The organism is Prosthecobacter sp. SYSU 5D2 (assembly GCF_039655865.1).
In the GTDB taxonomy this organism is placed as follows: Bacteria; Verrucomicrobiota; Verrucomicrobiia; order Verrucomicrobiales; family Verrucomicrobiaceae; genus Prosthecobacter.
In genome coordinates this window covers 452,943-477,271 of record NZ_JBBYXL010000003.1, presented here as the reverse complement: position 1 = coordinate 477,271, position 24,329 = coordinate 452,943, and the positions used below count along the sequence as shown (strand labels likewise).

Sequence of the window (24,329 nt, the reverse complement as noted above, 5' to 3'; positions counted from 1 at the left end):
CAGACCGGACTGCCGCCCTTTTCTTTGCTCCTATTCGTCCAGGCCGCGCTTGATCTTGTACTTCAGGAACTGGGCATGCACCCGGTTGCTGCTATGAGGCGGCCTGTCCAGGTGGAGCCGGATGTTTTCAATCTGGCCATGGGCCACGGCCTGCGCGGCGGGCAGGTAGCTGCTGCTGTTGACCATTTTGATGAGGCGGTCCAGATACTCGCTCTGCAGATTTTGGCGGACAGGGTTCGGCCCGGTGGCGGGATCGCCGTTGTAGATGGCGCTGGTCAGGCCTTCCATCACCTGGAGCAGGGTCATTTCGTTTTCATACAGGCTGCTGTCCAGGATGCGGCGCTGGGTCTCCACATGCAGGAGGTGGTCTAACAAAGACTTCTGCAACTGGGCGATGCGGTCATGCAGCTTGGGGGCCTCCCCTTCGTCCCGGAAGTCAAAGCCGCGCCGCTGCTGCTGCAGGTGTGCGGCCAGGGCCGGCGGGATGCTCCCGGCATCCGGGCCAAAGGCGTGGGAAGAAAGAGCGGCCAAAGCGGCTTCCTGCATCGCTTTCGGCACTGGCCGGTAGGGAACGGTGCCGGGCGCCTGGCCCACAAAACCGCGCTCCACATACACGCCGCCGATGTAGCGGGACATGGAGACGAGCGCATTGGCGGATTCACTGGTCAGCGTGATGTAGGCCTGGGTCAGGCTGTGCCAGCTTTCTCCCTCCTGCGGTTCTTTTTCCAGCAGGTCATTAAGGCGGGCTTTCACCAGTTCGCAGCGTTGCAGGCCATAGGCCACAGGATCTGCGCTCATGTCATAAATCATCGCCCGCGGGTCTATGCCCTTGCCCGCGCGGCGCATGTCATCGGCATCATTGCCAAAGGCCAGCTCCGGCTGATGAGACCTGGCGGCGATTTTTGTCAGCCGTTTGCCATCCGCCTCAGGGTCTTCCAGCGCCTCGCTGTAGCCGAACTCGATGGCCCAGTGGTCATAGGGGCCGGGTTTGGTGATGTAATACTCCCCCTGCTTGATGCCCGTGGGGGCGATGTTCGCCGGCATGTAATCCATGACGGAACCGGTCAGCCCCGTCTTGGAAGTGACCTCCTTTTGGTGGATGGTCACCGGGTCATAAAGATGGCTGGCGCGGAAGTTATGGTTCAGGCCCAGGGTGTGGCCCACCTCATGCAGGATCAGCTTCATCAGCGCCTCCCGCGTCAGGTCCTTCATGTCCGTTTCCCGGCTGCCGCGCAGGCGCAGGGCCGCATGGCCAAAGAGCAGGCCCTGCTGCGCAAATTTGCCGTCCAGGCACAGCTTCGGATCTTCCAGGACAGAGCTGGCCGCCTCATCCACTGGCGAGGCCAGGCCCAGCTCCATGAACAGGCGCTGGCTGCGCAGGCGGTTGGTCAGAAAGCTGAACTCCAGCATGATGTCCGCCCCCAGGATCTGGCCCGTGCGCGGGTTCACAAAACTGGGCCCGTAGCCGCCAAAGGGCGGGTTGGGAGAGGAGGTCCAGCGGAGCACGTTGTAATTGATATCTCCCGCATCCCAGGTGGCATTGTCCGGCTGCTGCTTCACCACGATGGCGTCTTTAAAACCCGCCGTTTCAAAGGCCTGGTTCCAGCGCAGCGTCGCCTCGCGGATGGTGTCGCGCAGTTCCACGGGCGTGGTGTTCTCAATCCAGAAAACAATGGGCTGTACGGGTTCACTCAGGGCCGTGCCGGGCTTTTGTTTGATGAGGTGCCAGCGGTGGATCACATCGCGAAAGGGCGTCGGCGCCGTGCTCGTCATGTCCGTCACCTGCGTGTTGAAATAGCCGATGCGCGGGTCATCAAAACGCGGTTTGAAGTCATTCACCGGCATGCGGATCAGGTGGTGCAGCACGCGGATGCTGACATAGCGCGGGTCGGTGATTTCATCGTTCTTGTCTTTGCTATCACGCGTCCAGGAAGGGCTGGCGTTTTCATAAACGAACTCCACCAGGATGGACGTGTTGTCCGGATAGCCGTTGATCTTCTGCAGCTTCGTCTTCGTCTCAGAGAGCTTGCCCAGCACCGCCTTGCTGCCCTCGCTGCCCATCGGTTTGATCATGAGCAGGCTTTCCCGCAGGAACAGGTTTGTGGCGGAGATCAGATAGCCCTTGGCATCCTCCGCCACCACCATCTCACTGGCCAGCACAGCATGGGAGGTATTGGCCTTCGCCGCGCGGGCCAGGGGGCTCTGCGGATCAAAATAAAACGCCGTATTCTCCGCGATGAACTCCACCCGCTCAAAGCTGCGGGCGATGCGGAAGATGCGCTCACTGCCATATCGGCCCCGGTTATGTCCCGCCTGGACCACACCGTCCATGGTCTGGTTAAAGTAAATGAACTCCGGGCCGATCTGGTCCTTCTTCACATACAGGTGCAGTGTGCCCTTTTCGCGATCCAGGTAGAAATCAAACAGCCCCGTCAGGTGCTGATGCCCCTTGGTCAACTCCGCCACCGTTTTCTTTTTCGCCGGCGTCGTTTTCGCTGAGGCCTCCTTGTTCTCCTTTTTCTCCGGCACCGGAGCCTTGGCCTCCTTCGGCTCGCTCACCGGCTTGTCAGGAATGGGTTTCGGCGGCGGACCTGGGATTGGTCCCGGCGCAGGCTTCGGCCCCGGCTCTGGTGTTGGCGCAGGCGGCGTCGGCTTCGGGGCCGGATCCGCCGCATTCAGGAAGGTCGCAAAACAGACAAGGCAGGTCAGGAGCAGGCGCATGGTCATAAGGAACGCTGCAACCGTGCGGTCTATTGGATCAAGTATTGAAAAAGATAGGGAAAAGCTTTGCGGACTGGCTTTGACCCTCTGCCTGGAAAGCTCATGGTGCGAGTGGCCGGTCTGCTGGGCTTCACAGCGCAGAGACCCCACACCTTCACCCCAATCGGGCCTGCTCAATAAACCGCCGCACCAGGTCTAGATCCTTGATCCCTGGGGCCGATTCCACGCCGCTGGCCACGTCCACCGCCGCAGGATGCGTTTGCTGCACGGCCTCCCGCACATTGGCCGCCGTCAGACCACCGGAGAGGATGATTTTTTTCTCCGGATACCGCTCCTGGGCGGCCACGGCCAGGTCCCAGGGAAAAGTTTCCCCGGTGCCTCCGTAGAGGCCTGGGTTGTAGGCATCCAGCAGTAGAGTCTCGCAGGGAAACTGGCCGATCTGGTCCAGGGAATCCCGGTCGCGGATTTGCAGGGCCTTGATCACCTGGGCACCCGCTTCCATAAGCCGCTCCACCTCAGCTGGCGGCTCATCTCCGTGCAATTGCAAAATGTGCGCCAGTCCATCCGCCAGCAACCGGTCCAGCAGCGCCCGGTCAGGATTCACCATCACAGCCACGAGTGTCGTTGCCGCCCGCAGTTCCGGCAGCCAGAGGGCGGCTTTTTCCACGGGCAGATAGCGTTTGGACTTGGGCCAGAAATTGATGCCCAGCGCATCTGCCCCCAGAGCGATGATATCGCGTGCCTGCTGTTCCTGGGTGATGCCGCAGATTTTCACAGCGGGGGGGGAAGGGGTGTGGGGGAACATGACGAAAAGTGGGCGGGAGGTGTAAAGAACTTACCGGGGGCTGAAGGCAAGTTTACGATTCTCAGGTTTACAATTCGAATCAAGAGGCATAAAACATGCTGGAACAAAAGAAGCTTCGTGCAGTTTGCTCGAGCTTCCCGTCCGCCTGGGCACACCGCAACGACATGACTGAACTGATTTCTAAAGGAGGACCCCTGGTATGGCTACTCATGGCCTGCATGGGATTCTCCATCGCCATTTTTCTGGAACGTCTCTCCTATTATCATCGGGTGACGATGAACATCGGGGAGTTTCTGGCAGGGCTTGCCGCGCTGATCCGCAAGCGCAACTACGCCGAAGCTTTGCAAGAAGCCCTGGCCACCCGGGTACCCGCAGGCCGGGTCATCCACGCGGCGCTTCTCCGCCACCACGCCCCGCGTGAGCAGCTCAAGGAGATCGTCCAGGAGGCCGGGCAGCTGGAGGTGCCGCGCCTGGAACGTTACCTGGGTATTCTGAACGCCATCGCCCACGTCGGCCCCCTTGTCGGCCTGCTCGGCACCATGATCGGGCTGCTGGACAGCTTTACCAATCTCTCCTCCGCCAATGGCATCACCACCCCTGCAGAAGTCGCCCGGGGCGTGTATCAGAGCCTCATCACCTCCGCCCTCGGCCTGGTGGTGGCCATTCCGGCCTACCTTTGTTACGCCTTTCTCAGCGCCCGCTCCCGTTCCATCATGCATGATCTGGAGCGCGCCGGCGTGGAAATCGTCAACCTCATCGAGGACGCCAAGACCACCGATAACATTGTGGAATTCCGCCAGGCCGGAATGGAAGAATCTGCCCACCCGCAGACAAAAGGACGCTCGCGCGGACATCGCGCCTGAGTTAAACTGCCCCGGCACCCCCATCTGCCCAGCCACCGATGAAGCTTGAAAGTCATCTGCCGAGGCAAAGTCCCTGGCTCTACATCACCCCGCTGCTGAATGCCATTCTGCTGCTCCTGGTGTATTTCCTCTTTAGCAGCGGCTTCGTCATCCAGTCCGGCATCACGGTGGAAAAGCCGCGCTCCTCCAGCCGGCTCACCGGCTTTGACCGCGCCCACATCATCACCATCGCCCCGGGGACTGAGATTCCGCTCTATTTTGATGGCAAGCGGGTAACTTTTGAGGAGCTGACCGAGAGGCTGGTGGAAGGCCGTGCCGGAGAACGGCGGGTTATCATCCATCACGACCGCCAGGCGCCCAGCGGCCGCGTGGTGGAGGTGGTCAACCTGGCCCAGGAGCTCGGCTATGAGGCGGCCCTCTCCACCACCCCCACCTCAGCGCCCATGGTCCGATGAAACCGGAACGCCCGCTCACCTTTGACTGGCACGCGCATGACCGCAGCTTCCTGCGCATGGGCCTGTCCATGCTGCTCACCCTGGTGGCCATCGTTGGCATGTTCATCGTCTTCCGGGTGGTGACGCCGGAATCCCGCCCGGTGGATGTCCGGCCGCAGCGGGTGCTCCTGCTGAATCCCAATGTACCCGCTGAACGGGCGCTGATCCATCAGGCCATGGACCGCAGCTTTGGCATGCTGCCTTCGGAGCCGGCCGTGACGGAGCCTCCCGCAGGGCTGACCCTGCCGGAATTCACCCCCAGCTATGCCGGATACGAGCTGCGCCTGAAACCTCTGCCCGCGGGGCTGAATGCCAGCAGGCAGGCACGCCTTTTTGCGCAGGAGATGGACATCCTGCCGCCCCTGCCCGCCCCGAAGCTGAAGCGCCCCCCGCCCGCCCCACCACAGGTGCTGCGCGCCGCAGTCGAAGGGCCTGCCGCGGGGCGTGCCCGCAGCAGCCTGGTCATCCCGGAGGTGCCCCTGGCGGATGTCACACGCCCGCGCTTCCAGGTGGCCGTGGGCCCGCGCGGACGCGTGATGATGGCCCTGCCTCTCAGTTCTTCGGACGACGCGGACATCAATCAAAAGCTGCATCATTTCATCATGCAGATGCGCTTTGCTCCAGCCGAGTCGGAGGTGGAATGGGCGCAGGTTTCCTTTAAATGGAGCCGTCGGGAGGAGGGCGGCTCCCGATGATCAACATCGGCCTCGCCCAGCTCATCATGCTGGTCATGCTCATTGGCGTGACCACTATTTGTCTGATGTGGTTTTACACATTCTATCGTGAGCAACGGCGGGAGGCCAGCCGCCGCCGCATCGCCATCCTCTGTCGCATCTGCGGCTGCACCTACGCCATCACCCGCAAGTCCGCCCACATCACCGTCTGCCCCTCCTGCGGCAGCAAAAACGAGCGCGGCGGCCTGCCGTCGATTTAGCCAAGAATCGCAATCTCTCGGTCGCTGCTAATTTTCATCCAGACCTTGTTCGGGACCTTCATCCTCCCGCTTTCCCAAGCCGGATAAAGGTCTTGAACAAGACTAGGATGAAGATGCTGGAAGCCGGGCTGTGTGACATCTGCCTAGGGATTTTCAGCTCACCTCAAATTCTCGTCCCTCTGCTCTTCAAACTCACTTTCCGTGAGCGTTTCTGTGATCCCGCTGACGCGTAACACAGTACGATACCCCGTGTCAGGGTCGGGCTCGCTGGCCAGCAGGATCGCCTTTGACGGTGAACTGCCATGGAGCGTCGGATTATAGAGCCACACCGTACCGCTGGTCAGGCTGCTGCTGTCCAGCAGCCCTTCCGTTTTCAGCTCTTCCAGAGTCGCCGGAAACTGTCCATTATTGTCGGCGGCATAGGCCATCAAAGCCGTGAAAATCTGCAGATGTTCACTGCCGGTCTTGGCTTCATTCGCCTTGGTCTGCATGCCGTTAAAAGCCGGTACGGCCAGAGAGGAGACGATGGACAGGGTGGTGAGGGTGGCCAGGGTGGAGGAATTGCCCAACGGAAAGGCCAGGTTGGCCACGCCCAGGGTGCCGTCAGCGGAATTGGCAGTGCATGCGGCCTGGCCCTGGGCCAGATACGGCGTCAGGAAATCCAGAGCCTTTTCCATCATTTCCTTGGAGGCTTGCGGCTCATCGGAAAGGGCCAGGCTCTGCCGCATCATGCCGCGCAGGGTCTTCAGAAAGACGGGGGAGACATACAGCGCCGAGTTGCCCTCGTCCGGCAGGCCCGTCCAGGCTTTTTGGAATTCGGCATCCGCCGCCAGCAGTTCTTTGCCCTCCAGTGCAGCCGACATAAAGGCCGGGCGGGTGGCGACCATGAGCCGGTCCGCCTTGCTGTCAAAGCGCAGCACCGGCTGGAAATCCATCGGTGCAGGACCCATGGGCATTTTAAAAGTAATGGTCAGGATGCCGTCCTTGTCCTCCACTTCCACCGGCAGCGCCGGGCTCAGCAGCATGGGCATGAATTGCGTCTTCAGCGGCTCCAGCAGCCACCCCAGGTGCTCCGCCACGATGAGCGCCTCCACGCCAGGCAGGGGAAATTCCGCTCCTGGGACCGCCATCTGCTGCTCTGGATCCACCCGGATGAAGAGTCCCAGCCGCGCATCCAGTTTCTCGATCAGCTCCCTTACTGTGATGCCCAGCGGCGGGATGGGCTCCGCCAGTTTGGCCTCCGTCTCCGCCCGTGCCTCAGCCGGGGCCATGCCCATAAAACTGGCCAGCGAATCCGTGGCGATGGCCTTTAGATAAATGGGAAACTCCAGCGCCAGGTCCGTGCCCTTCGGCGCCATTTCATGCGTCAGAAAGCCCTGTGCCTCTGCACCGTTCAGCGTTGACAGGCCCTTGCGCCCTCCGGGCATGTAGGCATAGGAGCGGGAATGATAAAGGCCTGAATCCGTCAGCCGTGAGCTGGAGCCCATCGCCTTCACACTGTTCAAGCCAAAGGCGTCAAACAGCTTCACAAAGGACAGCCCGGGCGGCACGTCCTGCCGCTGCTCAGCTGGCATGTTCTGGAGCGCGTCATCCAGCATCACCGCGACCGCCGCCATGAATCCTTCCTGGTCCGCATAATTAAAAGCGCTGCCGCCCAGCTCAAGCTGCGAGGCCACCTTCATGAAATGCGGAGACGCATTTGCCGTAATGACCGGCACGCTGGGCATAAGCGGTTCCGCCATCACCGTCACCGGGGAGGCTGATTTGTTGCACTGGGCCAGCAGGCATACGGCGGCGAGGCTGAGGAGCGGTGTGATTTTCATAAGAGCGATGCACCTTGCAACGTCCCGCTTTTATCGCTCCCGTGACTTTGTTTAAAGCGAAATCTGCAAGCAATATCCCAAGATGCCTAAACGCATCAAAACAAATCCAACTCCATCTGCGCCACCGGGCTGAAACTGCGTCGGTGCTCGGGGCAGGGGCCCAGTTTTTTCAGCGCCTCCTGATGGCGGGGGGTAGGGTAGCCTTTGTGAATCTCAAAACCGTAGCCCGGATACTGCAGGGCCATCTGTACCATGAGGCGGTCGCGGCTGACCTTGGCGATGATGCTGGCGGCGGCGATGGAGTAGCTGAGGCTGTCGCCCTTCACCAGCGCCACCTGGGGCAGGGGAAAGTCGCGCACGGGCCGCCCGTCAATGAGGGCTGCACAAGGGCGGGGATCCAGCTCCAGCGCACAGCGGCGCATGCCCAGCCAGGTGGCCTGCAGGATGTTCACGCGGTCAATGTCCGCCACGCCAATCATGACGCAGTGCCAGCGGATGCGCTCATCCTGCGTCAGCTCCTCATAAAGCAGCTCGCGTTTGGCATGCGTGAGCTGTTTGGAGTCATTCAGCAGCGGGTGCTCATAGGCTTCTGGCAGCACCACCGCCGCCACCGAGACCGGCCCCGCCAGCGGTCCGCGTCCTGCCTCGTCAATGCCCACGATGACCCGGTGCCCGGAGGACCGAAGGCGGTTTTCGTGTTCGAGGCTGGGCATGGTGGAGCCAGTATGCATGCAGGTGCAAACCCCTGTCAAATAAAGGCGTCTCTCCCCATCTTCATCCTAACCTTGTTCAAGATCTTCATCCGGTTTGGAGGATCGGGGAAAGATGTGAGCTTCAGCCCGCAGGGCTGCCCGTGAGTAGCCGGAGCGTCGGCGAGCCTTTGGCGAGCTGGACCTCCGGTTGGGGGAAAGACGTACCCACGCTGAAGATCAACCCGACAGGGTTGGCCCATCAGGTCGCGGCATGAATAGACCGGGCGTGGCCGATGGGGCTACTCCTGCGGAGTAGATCGTCGTTCGGACATATCGTGGCGGGTGTCCGGAGGTTAGCTCGCCCAGGCTCGCCTCACCTCCGGCTATTCACGGGCAGCCCTGCGGGCTGGGGGGAGGATGAGGCGGGAAGGTCTTTCTCTTCATCAAGACAAGGATGAAGATTTCAGAGGGTCTGGCTCTTCATCGAGACCTTGTTCCTTGTCTTCATCTTTCTGTGTTCTTCCCGGTTCATGAACGGGGCACGGATGAAGGTCTTGAACAAGACAAGGATGAAGATTCAGATCCACCACTGTTCCTCCCCCCCCACAAACAGGTCATGAAAAGTCAAAATGACGTGAGGAAGCCGTGCAAACATCTCCCTTCCGGCCTGTATCCTCTCTCCATGAGAAAGCTTTTCCTCGTCCTCAGCCTCTTCACCTCCGCCGTCTGGGCCCAGACCGCCGCGCCTGCGCCAGCGCCCGCCTCCAAAATCAGGGCGGGCTTTGCTGAGCGGGACATCACGCCCGGCATTGGCATGGAGCAGCCGGGTGGTTATGGGAAAAGCTACCACCGCAAATTTCACGATGCCTGCAAGGTCCGCGTGGCCGTTTTTGACGATGGCAAGAAGACCGTCGCTCTTGTCGGCCTGGATACCTTGGTCGTGCCGCGTCAGGTCGTCCTGGATGCGCGGGCCCGCATTGAAAAGGAGCTCTCCATTCCGGGCGATTGCGTCATGATCGGCGCCTCCCATTCCCACTCCTCCGGCCCGGTGGGCATGGTCCTCCCCGGCGAATACGACACCGCCTCGGACCTCGTCAAAAAGCTGGCTTATGAAGAGTCCTCCGCCGCTGATCCCGGTTTCCTCCTGCGGGTCACCCATGAGATCGTCGAAGGCGTGCGCCTGGCCCAGATGCTGCGCGTTCCGGCGCAGATCTGCGTCGGCTACGGGCATGAGGACAAGGTCGCCTTCAACCGCCGTCTGCGCATGAAAAATGGTCAGAGCTGGAGCCACCCGGGCGCGGGGAATCCTGACATCGTGGAATACGCCGGGCCCATTGACCCGCAGGTCGGCGTCATCGGTGCCTGGGACATGAACGGCCAGCTCCTGGGCGTGATGGTGAACTATGCTTGCCACGCCACCACCAGCCCTGGCGGCATCTCCGCCAACTGGATCTACTACATGGAAAAAACCATTCAGGGCGCGCTCGGCAGCCAGGTGCCCGTCGTCTTCATGCAGGGGGCCTGTGGCGACGTCACCCAGGTGGACAACCTCAGCACCGCCCGCCGCATGGGCGGAGAAGAAGGTGCGCTGCTCGTCGGCGGCCGCATTGGTGCCGAGGCGCTGAAAGTCCTCTATTCCACCCCGCGCGGCACGGAGGTCCCGCTGGATGTCCGCCTGAAAGTGCTCTCCATCCCGCGCCGCAAACCGGCCCCTGCCAAGGTGCAAAAAAGCCTGGAAATCGTCCAGGCCGGTAAGCCCAAAGGCGACACCTCCGGCTGGACCTTCGCCAAAGAAATCCTCATGCTGGACCACCTCTGCACCGTCTCCCCGAATGTGGACTGCGAGGTCCAGGTCATCCAGGTCGGCCCCGCCGCCTTCGTCAGCAACCCCGCCGAATACTTCGTCCAGTTCGGCCTCGACATCAAAAAAGGCAGCCCGTTTCCCTTCACCTTTCCCGTGGAGCTGGCCAACGGCAGCGTCGGCTATGTGCCCACTGAGGAAGCCTTTGGCCCTGCCGGTGGCGGTTATGAAACCCGCCTCACCGCCTACAGCAATCTCATCATCACCGCCGGCCGCCAGATGGCCGATGCGGGCATCGAGCTCGCCAAAGAACTGACCCCCGGCCCCGTCTTCACCTACCCCAAAGCCATCTTCGGCGGCAACCCTTGGGCTTATGGGAATGTGCCGCCGGAATTGGAGTGAGGCAAGGAGCGGCACTTGCCAAGTGCCGTCTTCCCCGCTCCCGACAATCCTCCCACTGGACTGACCAACCTTCACGGACAAGGGGCTGATTGATCCCTGTCCATGCCTCACCTTATGATTTTCCTTTTGCAGCCGCGTTCTGTTAAACCTGGCCCATGAGGAAAAAACGAATCGTTTGGATCGGGGCGCTGCTTGTGCTCTTGCTGCTGGCAACGGGCGTTTTGACCTTGCGGCAGCCGGTGATTCCTTCCCGGGCCTATGCCGTGACGGCGATGCTCAACGGCCAGCCGGTGCGGGCCGAGTTGATGACTCCGCTGTTCCATTCGGAACCTTATTTCATCCATGTTCCAGATGCCCCAAACCGGATGGACAAATGGTTCGGAATAGCCTTCGCCAGGCAGTCGGTGTTCTTACCGTTTATCTATGAAGGGCTTGGCCTTCCCTATGTCCACACGGATCAGTTGCATGGGTTGAGCCTAACCAGCGGCAAAATGGAGACTCCCTGGAAGGTGGCTTTTACTGCGGATGGAGTCGAGTTCTCCAGCGAGACTCTGTCCGTGGTTCTCCGTCGCAAGTGAGAGTTGGCCGCCAGGCGCAGCCGGATTTTATAAGCGGGGCAGGCAGGAAGAATCCGTTTTTATTTCTGTCTCGCTGGCTTTTTTTGGCGGATTGCGGCTGATCTTATGATGCGTGCGCGGGAGATGGCGGCGGGGCAGGTCTATGGTAGTGCAATGTGGATAACGCCAGTTATGGCCTAACAATAGGTGTTGAGTGGAATGCTTTTTCAGGCCGTTTTGCCGAAGAAAACCTTCTCCGCCGTTTTGCCGAGCATCCACGCTTTGTCCGTGGCGGAAAGGAAATCCAGTCGGTCGCGGATTAGGGCGATGGAGTCTTGATAGGTATGACCAGGGTCCACCTGGAAAGGGCAGTCGCTGGCCCACATGAGGCGCTGGGCACCGAAGTACTGATGGCACTCCTTGATCATCGGGGCGAGGTCGGTATAAGGCGGTGTCTTTTTGCCGAGGGCGTAGAAGGCGGAGGTCTTCAGGGTCAGGTTTTTGTGGACGGAAAGATGCAGCAGGCGGTCCAGGTGTGCGCGGCTCACCGGGCCGGCCATGCCGACGCGGGCGAAGTGGTCCACGACGACGGGTGTCTGTGGAAATTTCACGCACATCTTGTCCACCATCGCGAGGTCATCGGGATTGATGAGCAGGCACATGTTGAGGCCTTCATCGGCGGCGATTTTCCACATCTCAGTCATCGCGGGATCGGTCAGCCACGAGGCGGCGTTTTTGCCGCTGACGATACGGAAGCCGCGCACGCCTCCCTTGGCCAGGTCCTGCATGCGGGTGCGCAGGTGCGGCGCCGTCTCATCCACAATGGCGACGCCACTGAAGACACCGGGGTGCGCGGCGATGCTGTCCAGCATGTAGCGGTTGTCGAACTTGTAGAAGCTCATCTGGATGAGCACGATGCGGCCGACGTCTTGCGGACGGCATTGGGCGAAGAGCTCCTCCGGCGTAAAGCTGGCCGGGGCGATGGTCCGTTTTTCAAAGCCGGGGGCCAGGGGATAGCGGTCGGTATCCGGCGTCCAGACATGCACATGCGCATCAATGGCGCTGCCGCCAGGAAGGGTGGCGCTGGCGCACTGGCTGAACTGGGTGCCGAGGGTGGCGGCGGCGGCGGTGGTGAGGAACTGGCGGCGGGACAGGGAGGGCATGGGGAAATGACGAATGACGAATGACGAATGACGAATGATCCAGCGAAGTGGGAGGAAGGGCGGGAAAGGAAGAAGTGCTCAGTGCTCAGTTGCAGAGGAGGCAAGGGGTTACGTGAAGGCGAGGAGGAATCTTTTTTGGAACTCGGCGGCTTGTTCCACTTGGTCCAGCTCGACGTATTCATCCGCCGTGTGGGCGCGGTCAATGCTGCCGGGGCCGAAGACGATGCTGGGAATGCCGGCGCGGGAGAGCTTGCTGGCATCGCAGCCAAAGGGCACACCGCCGGGCGCGGGGTCCAGGCCCATGGCCGTGAGGACCTGCGCGGCGGTCTGCATCACGGCGTCGTCGGGAGGGGTATCCAGGCCTTCATCCACCAGGAGCAGGGGCTCATCGAGGGTGGCCTGGATGTCTGGGAGGGTGGTGAGGAGGTGGCGGTAGGCGGCCACTGCGTCCTCTGCGCGCTCGCCAGGAAGCAGGCGGCGGTCCAACTCGATGCTGCAGCGGTCGGGAACAAAATTAACCTGCACGCCGCCGGTGATGACGCCGATGTTGCAGGTGCCGTGGCCAGTGAGCGGGTGCTGGCGGGACTTCAGGCCCTGGCTGTTCTCTTCAATGGCGGCAATGACGCGGGCCATCTGGGTGATGGCATTGATGCCCAGGTGGGGCTTGGAGCTGTGGGCGGACCGGCCCTGGACGGTGAGGCGGCAGCGGAGCACACCCTTGGTGGCGATGACGGCGCGCAGTTCGGTCGGCTCGGCCACGATCGCGGCATCGGCACGCAGGTCCTCGCACAGGCGCACCACTCCGCGATACGAGTACTCCTCGTCCACCACCGCCGCCAGCAGGACCTCGCACGGCGGGGTGAGACCGGCTTCTTTTAGCGAGGCGAGGGCGTGCATCATGGTGGCCAGGCCGGCTTTGGTATCGCAGGTGCCGCGCCCATACATGCGGCCGTCGCGGATCACCGGGTCAAACGGCGGAATGGTCATGCCCTGCACGGAGACGGTGTCCGTGTGGGCCTCCAGCACGACCCGGCGCTGCGGATTGAACCCGGGCAGGCGGGCGATGACGTTTGGCCGGCCTGGAAAGACCTCCTGCTCCCAGACCTCGATGCCGCGCTGCTCGAAAAACTCACGGACATAAGTGGCGATCGCGCGTTCGCCCGGACCGCCGTCATAGGAGGAGTTCACGCTGTTGATGCGGACGAGATCGGCCAGGGTCTGGATGACGGGGGACATAAAAGAGATGCAGGCAGCATGGGCGGGTGACGCGGGTTTGACAATCCTTCACACGCAATCTTGTCGTGGCAGTTGCAAGCGGAGTGGTTTTGACCTTAGCTCGCCGGGTGATGACTTTTTCCCGCACAGCCCTCCGTTCCTGCACCGTCCTGGCCGCCCTGCTGGCCGCCTCCGCCCTGCAGGCACAGGATGCACCCGTGTCCCTGAAGCTGCGCTGGCTGCCGGGGAAAACTTATACCCAGGAAACCACCACGGAGACAAACACCGCGCTGACCGCCGTGGGCAAGGCGGCGGATGTAAAGATGAAGGTGGTGCAGACTACCGTGATCCAGGTGGAGGGCGAGGAGAAGGGGCCCAAAGAGGCACGCGTGACCTTCAAAGGCATGACCGGGGAGGTGATGCTGGACGGCAAGCTGCAAACCTTCGATTCCAAGGACCTGCGGGAGGCGCATCCCATGATCAAGGCCTCCGTCGGCCAGAGCGTGGGGAAGTCTTTTGTGATGCTGTATGACAAGGACGACACCTTTGTGGAGGTGAAGGACACCGGGGCCATGACCTCCAGTAACCTGGGAAATCCGGTGCTGGTAGAGCTGGCGGAGGCCAAGGAAGTGGCGGAATTATACCGCCAGTCGCTGGAGATGGGCCTGCCGAAGATCAAGGTCAAACCGGGCGACCGCTGGACCTCTCAGCAGACCATCCAGTTCCCCAGCGCAGGCACGGTGAATGTGGAGCTGCGGGTGAAATTTGACGCCATCGTGAACTATGAAACCGGGCCGCATGCCAAAATCAGCTTCGAAGGTGACATGAAGAGTGAAGAGGCTGCCGGATCGGTCCGGCAGGTGGTCATTGGCAAGGGATCCAAAACCTTTGGCCAGATCCTCTTCGACATTGACCGCGGCACCGTTTCCTTTGGAGCTTTCCGGGCGGACATCACGCTGGATGTCCAGGGTCAGAAGCTGCCCATCCGCCAGCAGGTGGCCACGAAGCTGCTGGGCATCGAGTAACGTGGGCGGTGTCAAGGCATCGGATTGTTCGCATTCCTTAATTGCCAGGCCGCCGTTATGGAGATTATAGTATCGGGCGATGCCCGAACGCCATGCGCCATGCCGATCTGTCTTTCTCATCCGTGACCTGGGTCACGGCGGGGCGCAGCGGCAGTTGGTCACGCTGGCCCGGGCGCTGGCGGCGCGCGGCGGGTTCGAAGTCACGGTGGTGCATTTTTATCCGGGTCCGTTTGAGAAGGAGCTGCAGGCCGCCGGGGTGAAGACCGTCTGCGTGGGCAAGCGCTGGCGCTGGGACTTGCTGGGCTTCTTCGTCCGCCTGGTGCGGGTCATGCGAGGGCTGCGGCCGGAGGTCATCCACGGTTATCTCCATGAATCCAACCTCATGGCGCTGGCGCTGAAGCCGCTGTGCGGTTTTCCACGCGTGGTGTGGGGCATCCGGGATTCCAAGACCGACGCGGATACCTGGGGCGTGCTGGGAAAGCTGAGCTTCCGGCTGAACTGCCTGTTTTCCGGTTTTGCGGACTGCATCATCGCCAATTCCTGCGCTGGACGGGACTATTATGCACAGCAGGGTTATCCCGAAGGGAAGTTTGAGGTGGTGCCGAACGGGATAGACACGGACCGCTTTCAACCGGCACCGGGTGGCGGCGGGAACACTTTTACCCTGATCGGGCGGCTGCACCCGATGAAGGACCTGGCCACCTTTATCCGCGCCCTGGCCGTGGTGCCGGGGGTGAGCGGGCGCATCATCGGCAGCGGCGATGCCGCGTATGCGGCGGAGATGCGCAGGCTGGCGGAGACTCTGGCCGTGGCCGAACGGCTCAGCTGGGAACCGGCGCGGGATGATTTGCCGAAGGTGTATCCGGGCCTGGACTGCGTGGTGTCCACCTCGGCGTTTGAGGGATTTTCCAATGTGCTCGGGGAGGCCATGGCCTGCGGTGTGGCCTGCATCGCCAGTGATGCGGGAGATTCCGCGTGGCTGGTCGGTGATGGCCGCTGGGTCTTCCCGGCGGGAAACATGGGGGCGCTAGTGGACCGGATGAACTGGTTTGTCAATTTGACGCCGGAAGAGCGGGCTGCCCTGGGCCGGAAAAATCGCCAGCGTGTGCTGGACCATTTCACCGTGGACCGGATGGTGGAACGCACCGCTGAGATCATGCTGCCCGGCAGCCGGCAGGAGGCGGTGGTCTGGATCACCACGGGGCTGGGCACCGGCGGCGCAGAGATGATGCTGGCGCAACTGGTCACAGGGCTGAAAGGCTATCGTCACAAAGTCATCTCCCTGACGGCGGGCGGCAAGCATGTGGAAACGATGCGGGCGGCGGGTGCGGCGGTCTTCACCCTGGACATGCCCGCTGGCAGGCCCACGCTGGCAGGGCTCTGGCGGATGTTGAAGCTGATGCGGCAGGTGCACCCGGCTGTGACGATGGGCTGGATGTACCATGGCTGCCTGGCTGCGGTGCTGGCGCGGCTGGCGGTGCGCACACGGGTGGTGTGGAACATCCGGCAGTCCTTGTACGATCTGAGCCTGGAAAAGCGCGGATCCGCCCTGGTCATCCGCACGCTGGCCTGGCTGTCGCGCATTCCCGAAGTGATCACCTATAACTCCAAGGTCAGCGCGGGCCAGCATGAGGCGCTGGGTTATTCCGCCACCAAAACGCGGCTGGTCCCGAACGGCTTCGATGTGGAAAAATGGGCGCCTTTGAAACCGGGTGCGGAGAAACGGGGCGGCATGGGCCGCTTCGGCCGCTACACGGCAATGAAGGACTACCCGGTGTTTCTGGAGGCAGCGGCGCTGGTTTTAAAAGAGATGCCCGGCGTGAGCTGCCGCGTGGCCGGGACAGGCGTGGAGGAAACCAATGAGGAGCTGATGGCGCGGGTCCGCCAGCTTGGCCTAACCGGATGTGTGGAAGTGCTGGGCGAGCGGGATGATCTTCCGGAGCTGACCGCAGGCCTGGATGTGGCGGTGTCATCCTCCGCCTTTGGAGAAGGTTTTCCCAATGTGGTGGGGGAGGCGATGGCCTGCGGCGTGCCGGTGGTGGCCACGGACATCGGCGATACCGCCTGGGTCATGGGAGACACCGGCTGCCTCGTCCCACCGCAGGATGCCAGGGCGCTGGCGGAAGCCTGCCTGAAGGTGCTGCGGCTGCCTGAGGCCGAGCGCCTGCGCATGGGGCAGGCGGGCCGGGAAAGGATCCTCCGGCATTTCTCCCTGGAGCAGGTGCTGAGGCAGTTTGAGGACGTGCTTTCACCCAGGCTGCCCTTTCAGTGTGCGACGAAAACTTTGACTGAAGCGGACGGGGGCGTCCGCGCTCCAATATAAAACATCATGTGCGGCATTGCTGGTTATTTCACCCTTCCACGTTCACGAACTTCAACCCAGATGACGGCGGAAGTAACGCGCATGACGGATGCGATTGTCAAGCGCGGGCCGGATGACAGCGGCGCGTGGACGGATGCGGAGACAGGCATCGCGCTGGGACATCGGAGGCTGTCCATTCTGGATCTTTCGCCGTTGGGTCATCAGCCGATGACGGGCGCGGATGGCCGGTATGTGCTGGTGTTTAACGGGGAGATTTATAACTTCCAAAAACTGCGCGCGGAGCTGGAGCCGCAGGGTCACACCTGGCGCGGCCACTCGGATACGGAGGTGATGCTGGCGGCGTTTCAGCAATGGGGCGTGCTGGAGGCGACGAAGCGGTTCAACGGCATGTTTGCCTTTGCCCTGTGGGACCGGCAGGAGCGCGTGCTGCACCTGGGTCGCGACCGGCTGGGGGAGAAACCGTTGTATTATGGCTGGAGCGGGGATTCGTTTGTCTTCGGGTCCGAGCTGAAGGCGGTGCGGGAGTTTCCGGGCTTCGCCGCAGGCATCAACCGGGATGCCATTTGCAGCCAGTTGCGCTTCAGCTATGTACCGGACCCGCTGTGCATTTATGAGGGCTTTTACAAGCTGCCACCGGCCAGCCTGCTGAGTGTGAAAACGCCCGCCGAAAAGCCTGTGCCGGTGACGTACTGGTCGCTGCGGCAGGTGATCGAGCGGGGCGTGGACGATCCCTTCACCGGCACGGAAACGGAGGCGGTGGATACCTTTGAAGCGATGCTGAAGGAGGCGGTGGGCATGCGCATGGTCTCGGATGTGCCGCTGGGGGCGTTTCTCTCAGGCGGTGTAGATTCATCCCTCATCGTGGCGATGATGCAGGCGCAGAGCGCGCGTCCGGTGCGGACGTTTACCATCGGCTTTGATGTGCCAGAGTATAACGAGGCGGAGTTTGCCAAAGCGGTGGCGGTGCATCTGAAAACGGACCATACGGAGATGTATGTCACGGGGCAGGATGCGCTGGATACCATTCCGCTGCTGCCGGGGCTGTATGATGAGCCCTTTTCAGACTACTCGCAGATCCCCACCTACCTGGTGTGCAAGATGGCGCGTGAGCACGTGACCGTGGCGCTGAGCGGCGACGCCGGGGACGAGCTGTTCGGCGGTTATGAACGGTATTTTGTGGGGCGGAATCTGTGGGACAAATTTGCCTGGATGCCGCCAGGCATGAAACGCGCCGCTGCAGGAGCATTGACCCTCCTGCCGCCGCAGGTGCTGAACTCCATCGGCGGAATGACGCGGCCAGTTTTGCCCAAGCGGCTGCGGCATGTGCCCTTTGGCGACAAGCTGCACAAGCTGGCGGAGGTGGTCGCGGCTCCGGGCATGGAGACGCTGTATCTGAACCTCATGTCCCACTGGAAACAGCCTGAGCAGGTGGTCATCGGCGGCCAGGACCCGCAGACCAGCATCACCAACCGCGACGGCTGGCCACGGGTGACGGACTTCACCCACCGCATGATGCACCTGGACATGGAGAACTATCTGCCTGGGGACATCCTGACCAAGGTGGACCGTGCGGCGATGGGCGTGAGCCTGGAAGGCCGCATCCCGCTGCTGGACACGGACCTCATTGAGTTCGCCTGGCGTGTGCCTTTTTCCATGAAGGTTCGGGACGGCAAGGGCAAATGGCTGATGCGGGAGACGCTCTACCGCCATGTGCCGAAGGCGCTCATTGACCGGCCCAAGCGCGGATTCGGCGTGCCGATGGAGCACTGGCTGCGGGATGAGCTACGCGACTGGGCTGAGGAACTGCTCAGTGAGACCCGTCTGAAACGGGAAGGGTATTTCCATCCGGGGCCCATCCGCCAAAAGTGGAAGGAGCACCTGGGCGGCACGCGAAACTGGCACTTTTATCTGTGGGATGTGCTCATGTTCCAGGCCTGGCTGGCAGGGATGAAGTGATTTATTTTGTGAGTTAAATGACGCCGTCACCACCGAGCTATTCCACCGCATCGCTGCCCATGGCGGCCTTGTCCGCTGCGCCGGAGCCGCTGGTCCACCGCATGGTCATCTGGGTCTGCGGGACGATCCTCGGCCTGCTGGCGGCAGATGTGATCATCGGCTCCTACAATGTGGGCCTTTCGCCTCTGAAGCCGTCCATCTTCACGTTGTTTGCGCTGGCCTCCTGCCTGGGGCTGCCCCTGCTGGCAGGCATCCGGTTTGCGCCAGTGGCCCTGCTGGTGCTGCTGCTGCCGGCGGTGCGGCTTTTTGATGCCGCCCTGCTGTCGCGGTCGGTGACTTCCTTCCAGGGCCAGGCGGGCATGGACCACCTGCGGGTGATGCTGGTCATCGTGGCCACTTTGACGGTGCTGTCCACGGATCCAGGCCTGCGGGCCGTGCGTTGGGCCGCCATCCTGGCCATGATCATGACCACGGGCTCTGAAATCGCCGAGATGCTGGGGATGGCCAAGTTTTCGACCATTCCGGGACGGTATGCGGGCTTCAACAACCATCCGAATTTCCCGCCCGTGCTCCTTTGTGAGATGCTGGGCATCTGCTTTGCCCTGTGCCGGAGTTTCAAGGTGAACTGCATCCTCATCGCCGTGGCCTTTGTGGGCGTGGCGCTGACCTTTGGGCGCAGCGGCTTTGTGGTCCTGGTGCTGATGTCCGGGGCCTATCTGCTGCAGAATGCGCGCCGCAATCTGCCGTTTTTGATTGTCATGGCGGCCATCGCCATTCCGGCGGCGGGGGTGGGGTTTGCAGTTTTGCAAAGCCAGACCCAGCAGGGGGTGACGAAGGACAAAAACACCTCGGAACGCCTGCAGGCCATTTATGAACTGGACTTTGAAAAGCTGAAGTCCCCTGAGCGGGCCAAGGATCTGGCCGATGGCTGGGAAGGCGTGATGCAGAAACCTTTGTTCGGCCATGGGACCGGAGTCTCCGGGGTGATCTGGGCACCGCACAATGAATACGTGTCCCTGTGGCTGGAGCTGGGCATTCCGGGTGTGCTGCTGTTTGTGGGCACCCTGGGGGCGCTGGTGGTGCGCAGCATCATGCTGGGCGGGCGGGCGGGATACCTCCTGTTTGCCATCATTGCCTACACTCCGGCAGGGCAGGGGCGCATCGAGATGCCGCACTACTACCTGGCCCTGGCCACGGCGGCTTTCATCCTTTGGCCGCAGCGTTTTCGCATTGCTATAAAATCGCAAGCTCCAGGTCAATGAAGGAGGATGGGTTTGAATTCATCCTCTCCATGCATCCTTTTCATGGTCCGCCCCCTCACATCACAGTTGCGCGTTGGCGGGGGAGATGCTCCATAGGGACGCATGAGCAGCACACACAGCCACTGGGACCGGTTTCAGAAGTTTTTTGTCCGTTATCCTGAGATTGATTTCTCCATGGACATCAGCCGGATGGCTTTTGAGGAGGAGCTTTTTGAGCAGCAAGGGGCGTCCATTGAAAAGGCCTTCGCGGCGATGAAGGAACTGGAGGCGGGCGCGATAGCGAATCCGGACGAGGGGCGCATGGTGGGGCACTACTGGTTGCGGGATTCCAGCCTGGCACCCACGGGCGAGTTGAAGGCGGAGATTGATGAGACGCTGGAGGCGACGCTGAACTTCGCTGCGGAGGTGCATGCGGGCAAGGTGCTGGCGGCGAATGGGCAGAAATTCACGCGGGTGCTGGTGGTGGGCATCGGCGGATCGGCCCTGGGACCGCAACTGGTGGCGCAGGCGATTACGCCGGCGAATCCGCCCATGGCGATTGATTTTTTTGACAACACGGACCCGGACGGCATGGACCGCGTGGTGGCACAGATCGGCGCGGAGATCACCACGACATTGACGCTGGTGATTTCGAAATCCGGCGGGACCAAGGAGACTCGCAACGGCATGCTGGAGGCCAAGGCGGCCTATGAAGCGCAGGGCGCAGACTTTGCCAAACACGCCGTGGCGGTGACGGGCCTGGACAGCGAGCTGGACAAGCTGGCGGTGGCTCAGGGCTGGCTGGCGCGCTTTCCGATGTGGGACTGGGTGGGCGGCCGAACCAGCGTGATGAGCGCGGTGGGCACCCTGGCGGCGGCGCTGCAAGGGGTGGATGTGCGGCAGTTCCTGGCTGGCGCGGCGGCGATGGATGCGGAGACGCGGTCCCGGCCTGCGAAGGAAAATGCGGCCATGCTGATGGCGCTGATGTGGTACAGCGCGGGCAAGGGCAAAGGGGCCAAGGACATGGTGGTGCTGCCCTACAAGGACCGGCTGGTGCTTTTCAGCAAATACCTCCAGCAGCTTGTCATGGAATCCCTTGGCAAGGAGCATGATCTGGATGGTGCCGTGGTTAACCAGGGCATTGCCGTGTATGGCAACAAAGGTTCCACGGACCAGCATGCCTATGTGCAGCAGCTTCGCGATGGCGTGAACAATTTTTTTGCCATCTTCATCCAGGTGGCGAAGGCACGGGACACCGCCGGTTTTGAGGTGGAGCCGGGCTACACCAGCGGGGATTACCTGCAGGGTTTCCTGCGCGGCACACGCACCGCCCTGGCGGACAAGGGGCGGGAATCCATCACGCTGAGCATAGGCGAAGTGAATGCCTTCAGCCTGGGTATGCTGGTGGGCCTGTTTGAGCGCGCCGTGGGCTTTTACGCCACGCTGGTGAATGTGAATGCCTATCACCAGCCAGGCGTGGAGGCCGGAAAAAAGGCAGCCACAGATTTCCTGAAGCAGATGGGCCAGGTGCTGGGCGCGCTGCCCGGCTCCGGAGACGGGGCCACGGCGGACGAGATTGCGGCAAAGCTGGGGATTGATGCGGAGGATGCCTGGCACATGGCGGGGCATCTGGCAGCCAATGGCAAGGCGAAGGTGAGCCTCGGTACCCAAGGCCCGGCATCGGACCGTTTCATGTTGGCATAAAGTTTTCCTTTATTGCGGTTCATTGCTGGGCGTTATAACGGATGCACCCGTTATCTCCCAGTGTATGGACGAGCGCTTCCCCTTAATCTACCAGATCATCTGCATCATCCTGACGGCCCTGTTTGTGTGGTCGTTTGTAGTGGCGCGGGAACCCAGGCAGTGGCGGCGGCTGTATCAGTCGAAGTTCTGCCGGGCGGAGGATTTCTCCGTGAACCGGAACAAGCGGATTGATGAGAATTTGAAACGATACGGCATCATTGTCGCCATGTTGTTTCTTGTGGCCGACGTGGGCTTTTTTCTCTGGGGCGCCTCCTATCAGGACCGGATAAAGAGTGAGTCCATGTCCAAGGAGGAGCGGCTGCATCTGGAGGAGCAAGAGAAGATCCAGAGCAAGATGCCGCATCTGCTGAAGCGGGGGGGCTGAGGGATTGCGGCACCACGCGGCTATTTGATGAGCGACAGGCGTTCCTTGCGGGCTTCATTCCAGGCAACGAACAAGGGGACGACGATGAGGAAAAACAGCCACATCAGGGTAAGGCGGGTGTGGATGAGATGCAGGGGCAGGAGCCAGGACATGGCGGCCACGATGAGGCTGCTGGTGCTCCAGACCCTGCCAGCCACCCGGTGCGTCTGCCGCCAGACATGCTCGGAATTCAGCGTCCAGGGCACGCGGATGCCGACGTAGCGGTTGGGCTTCAGCTTGCCGAAAAGGTTGCCCATGAAGGCAAAGAGCAGCGCCACGGATGTGACCACCCAGCGGCTGACATCCGGCGCATGGCCCAGGGAGGCGGAGATCTGGACCAGGGTAACGGCCCCCAGCAGCAGGGTGATGCCCAGGCGGATCATGCGGGTGGCTTTGCCGTGGGCGGTGAGCTGGCCGTCGGCGTTGCGCAGGCGGGAGGGGTCCCGGCGCTCCAGGAAGAGCACCAGGGCTATCGTGAGCAGGGTGGTGAGCGGGAGGATGAGCAGGCCCCAGGACTTGGGGGCATACCAGTTGACCTGGCCCTGGAGATTCCACTGCATGGGGACGCGGTCGGCGGCGAAGGGCATGGCAGCGAGCGCAGCCAGCAAAGGGAAGGCGATGAGGAGCAATTGCAGCCACTCACGGCGGATGAAGGCGCTGATTTGGGTTTTCATGGGGAGGTGCGGGGCTTGAGCCTCTTCAGGGCGACGGCGGCTTTTTTGGCCGCAGGTTTCGGGGCTTCGACGAGGCCGCTGAGCCAGACCATCACGTCTTCGACGACGCTCGTGTTGAGATGGTAGCGGCGGAACTGCCCCTGCCGCTCTTCCTCGATCAGCTCAGCCTGGCGCAGAATGTCCAGGTGGTGAGAGACGGTCGGTTTGCCCACCTGGCAGCTGTCGGCGATCTCGCCCGCAGTGAGGGACTGGACACGGAGAAGCTCCAGGATCTGCCGACGGGTGGGATCGTTGAGTGCTTTGAAAAGGCTGTTCATGCAGGCTAAGGTAATTTGTTTGATGATTCGACAAATATCGAAATGTAGCAAGCAGAAAGGACGGATATCGAATGATCCCGCTAAACTGGAGCGAATGATTTGGCGAAGCGGCCTCCGGGCTGTCTATACCCGCTCACCACTCGCGCGGACGACGAGGAGCACGGCGATGGCAATGAGGATCATGACCAGGCTGACAGCGACGGCGGACTCCAGATTGCCCACGCTCAGCTCCAGCCAGACGGTGGTGGGCAGGACCTCGGTGCGGTTGCGCGTGGCTCCGGCAAAAACAAGGATGGGGCCAAACTCCCCCAGGCTGCGGGCCCAGGCGATGCAAAAGGCGGCGACGAGGCCGCGCCGGGCGCTCGGCAGGGCGATGTGCCACAGGGCCTGGAGGCGCGTGGCACCGAGAGTGAGCGCCACATCCTCAGGCCGGGCGGAAAGGTGGTCAAAGGTGCCGCGAACCGTGCGGATGGCGAAGGCGGCAGCGACGACGAACTGGGCGAGAATGACACCCGCCACGGTGTAGGTGAACTGCATCGTGGCCGGGATGGAGAAGGGGGCCTTGAACCTCCACGAACCGAGGTCATTGCCCTGGGCATCCACCTTTTTCAGAAGATAAATCCAGTCGCCTCTTTCGATGCCGCCTTCGATGATCCGGCCGATCTGGGTTTGAAAAAAGATGAGCAGGCAGAGGCCGATGACCATGGGCGGCAGGACAATGGGGATGTCCAGCGCGGCATCCAGCAGGGACTTGCCGCGAAACTGACGGCGGGCCATGAGATAGCCGATGGGGATGGCAATGAGCAGGGCGAAGCCCGCAGCGACCGTGCAGGTGATGAGGCTGAGCATGGTGGCATAGCGGATCTCCGGCTTCATCAGGGTGGACATCCAGGCCTCCGGCGTGCTGTAGGTGGCTGTGGAGGCGATGAGCAGGAACCAGAACAGCAGATAAGCGGCAGTGATGCTGGCAAGGCTGAGCCAGAAGAAGCGGGCGGACATGGGAGTGGGGAGGTAACTGTGGCGGCGGGTGAGTTCTATCGGAGGGATTCTGGTGAAGCCAACCGGCACTTGGCAAGTGCCGCTCCTTGTTAAATCTCCCTTGTGCATCATGAATCGCTCTTGCCCGGATGGGCATCTGATTCTAGTTTATCTGGTA

The 24,329-nt window shown here is 61.8% G+C and carries 21 protein-coding genes; 12 read left to right on the top strand and 9 right to left on the bottom strand.

Annotated features, from left to right (window positions below; translation table 11 throughout):
• Window positions 1-30 precede the first annotated feature (30 nt).
• Window positions 31-2,721, bottom strand: coding sequence for a zinc-dependent metalloprotease (locus tag WJU23_RS07035; protein WP_346331835.1), 2,691 nt, complete (start codon window positions 2,719-2,721; stop codon window positions 31-33).
• 154 nt (window positions 2,722-2,875) lie between these two features.
• A complete protein-coding gene (locus WJU23_RS07030) occupies window positions 2,876-3,526 on the bottom strand; it encodes a phosphoribosylanthranilate isomerase (protein WP_346331834.1) in 651 nt (216 codons plus the stop codon).
• A gap of 218 nt (window positions 3,527-3,744) precedes the next feature.
• On the opposite strand from WJU23_RS07030, the gene WJU23_RS07025 reads away from it, so the two are divergent.
• Genes WJU23_RS07025 through WJU23_RS07010 form a run of 4 tightly spaced genes read left to right on the top strand, consistent with a single transcriptional unit; the run spans window position 3,745 to window position 5,817 of the window.
• On the top strand, window positions 3,745-4,389 hold the full coding sequence (locus WJU23_RS07025) for a MotA/TolQ/ExbB proton channel family protein (protein WP_346331833.1): 645 nt from the start codon (window positions 3,745-3,747) through the stop codon (window positions 4,387-4,389).
• A gap of 38 nt (window positions 4,390-4,427) precedes the next feature.
• Window positions 4,428-4,844 (top strand): biopolymer transporter ExbD, encoded by a 417-nt coding sequence (locus tag WJU23_RS07020; protein ID WP_346331832.1) that lies wholly within the window; start codon window positions 4,428-4,430, stop codon window positions 4,842-4,844.
• The gene (locus tag WJU23_RS07015) at window positions 4,841-5,578 is read left to right on the top strand and encodes a hypothetical protein (RefSeq protein WP_346331831.1); all 738 of its coding nucleotides are present in this window, start codon (window positions 4,841-4,843) and stop codon (window positions 5,576-5,578) included. The genes WJU23_RS07020 and WJU23_RS07015 overlap by 4 nt, the downstream gene beginning before the upstream one ends.
• Window positions 5,575-5,817, top strand: a complete 243-nt coding sequence (locus WJU23_RS07010; protein ID WP_346331830.1) for a hypothetical protein — start codon at window positions 5,575-5,577, stop codon at window positions 5,815-5,817. The genes WJU23_RS07015 and WJU23_RS07010 overlap by 4 nt, the downstream gene beginning before the upstream one ends.
• Before the next feature lie 158 nt (window positions 5,818-5,975).
• On the opposite strand, the gene WJU23_RS07005 is transcribed toward WJU23_RS07010, so the two are convergent.
• Both WJU23_RS07005 and WJU23_RS07000 read right to left on the bottom strand, forming a co-directional pair.
• Window positions 5,976-7,640 (bottom strand): hypothetical protein, encoded by a 1,665-nt coding sequence (locus WJU23_RS07005; protein ID WP_346331829.1) that lies wholly within the window; start codon window positions 7,638-7,640, stop codon window positions 5,976-5,978.
• Between the two features lie 95 nt (window positions 7,641-7,735).
• Window positions 7,736-8,353, bottom strand: a complete 618-nt coding sequence (locus tag WJU23_RS07000) for a ribonuclease HII (RefSeq protein WP_346331828.1) — start codon at window positions 8,351-8,353, stop codon at window positions 7,736-7,738.
• Between the two features lie 661 nt (window positions 8,354-9,014).
• Here WJU23_RS07000 and WJU23_RS06995 point away from each other — a divergent pair.
• Together WJU23_RS06995 and WJU23_RS06990 are read left to right on the top strand one after the other, a co-directional pair.
• Window positions 9,015-10,535, top strand: a complete 1,521-nt coding sequence (locus WJU23_RS06995; RefSeq protein ID WP_346331827.1) for a hypothetical protein — start codon at window positions 9,015-9,017, stop codon at window positions 10,533-10,535.
• Window positions 10,536-10,690: 155 nt separating this feature from the next.
• Entirely contained in the window at window positions 10,691-11,113 is a 423-nt protein-coding gene (locus WJU23_RS06990) for a hypothetical protein (RefSeq protein WP_346331826.1), read from the top strand.
• 206 nt (window positions 11,114-11,319) lie between these two features.
• Here WJU23_RS06990 and WJU23_RS06985 read toward each other — a convergent pair whose 3' ends face one another.
• Together WJU23_RS06985 and WJU23_RS06980 are read right to left on the bottom strand one after the other, a co-directional pair.
• Window positions 11,320-12,255: an amidohydrolase family protein gene (locus WJU23_RS06985; RefSeq protein ID WP_346331825.1), complete on the bottom strand. Its 936-nt coding sequence runs from the start codon at window positions 12,253-12,255 to the stop codon at window positions 11,320-11,322.
• Window positions 12,256-12,363: 108 nt separating this feature from the next.
• On the bottom strand, window positions 12,364-13,491 hold the full coding sequence (locus WJU23_RS06980) for a M20 family metallopeptidase (protein WP_346331824.1): 1,128 nt from the start codon (window positions 13,489-13,491) through the stop codon (window positions 12,364-12,366).
• Window positions 13,492-13,601: 110 nt separating this feature from the next.
• Here WJU23_RS06980 and WJU23_RS06975 point away from each other — a divergent pair, with 110 nt between their 5' ends.
• From WJU23_RS06975 to WJU23_RS06950, 6 genes are all read left to right on the top strand, one after another.
• Window positions 13,602-14,495 (top strand): hypothetical protein, encoded by an 894-nt coding sequence (locus WJU23_RS06975; protein WP_346331823.1) that lies wholly within the window; start codon window positions 13,602-13,604, stop codon window positions 14,493-14,495.
• Window positions 14,496-14,574: 79 nt separating this feature from the next.
• Window positions 14,575-16,818: a glycosyltransferase gene (locus WJU23_RS06970; RefSeq protein ID WP_346331822.1), complete on the top strand. Its 2,244-nt coding sequence runs from the start codon at window positions 14,575-14,577 to the stop codon at window positions 16,816-16,818.
• A 6-nt stretch (window positions 16,819-16,824) separates the two neighbouring features.
• The gene (asnB, locus tag WJU23_RS06965) at window positions 16,825-18,774 is read left to right on the top strand and encodes an asparagine synthase (glutamine-hydrolyzing) (RefSeq protein WP_346331821.1); all 1,950 of its coding nucleotides are present in this window, start codon (window positions 16,825-16,827) and stop codon (window positions 18,772-18,774) included.
• 59 nt (window positions 18,775-18,833) lie between these two features.
• Window positions 18,834-20,036, top strand: a complete 1,203-nt coding sequence (locus WJU23_RS06960; protein ID WP_346331820.1) for an O-antigen ligase family protein — start codon at window positions 18,834-18,836, stop codon at window positions 20,034-20,036.
• Between the two features lie 102 nt (window positions 20,037-20,138).
• A complete protein-coding gene (locus tag WJU23_RS06955; protein ID WP_346331819.1) occupies window positions 20,139-21,719 on the top strand; it encodes a glucose-6-phosphate isomerase in 1,581 nt (526 codons plus the stop codon).
• A gap of 64 nt (window positions 21,720-21,783) precedes the next feature.
• Window positions 21,784-22,143, top strand: a complete 360-nt coding sequence (locus tag WJU23_RS06950) for a hypothetical protein (RefSeq protein ID WP_346331818.1) — start codon at window positions 21,784-21,786, stop codon at window positions 22,141-22,143.
• A 20-nt stretch (window positions 22,144-22,163) separates the two neighbouring features.
• Here WJU23_RS06950 and WJU23_RS06945 read toward each other — a convergent pair whose 3' ends face one another.
• From WJU23_RS06945 to WJU23_RS06935, 3 genes are all read right to left on the bottom strand, one after another.
• Window positions 22,164-22,856: an SdpI family protein gene (locus WJU23_RS06945; protein WP_346331817.1), complete on the bottom strand. Its 693-nt coding sequence runs from the start codon at window positions 22,854-22,856 to the stop codon at window positions 22,164-22,166.
• Window positions 22,853-23,173 carry an autorepressor SdpR family transcription factor gene (locus tag WJU23_RS06940; protein WP_346331816.1) on the bottom strand — a complete coding sequence of 107 codons (321 nt, stop codon included), beginning with the start codon at window positions 23,171-23,173 and terminating at the stop codon, window positions 22,853-22,855. The genes WJU23_RS06945 and WJU23_RS06940 overlap by 4 nt, the downstream gene beginning before the upstream one ends.
• Before the next feature lie 123 nt (window positions 23,174-23,296).
• The gene (locus WJU23_RS06935; protein ID WP_346331815.1) at window positions 23,297-24,172 is read right to left on the bottom strand and encodes an ABC transporter permease; all 876 of its coding nucleotides are present in this window, start codon (window positions 24,170-24,172) and stop codon (window positions 23,297-23,299) included.
• Between the last annotated feature and the right edge of the window lie 157 nt (window positions 24,173-24,329).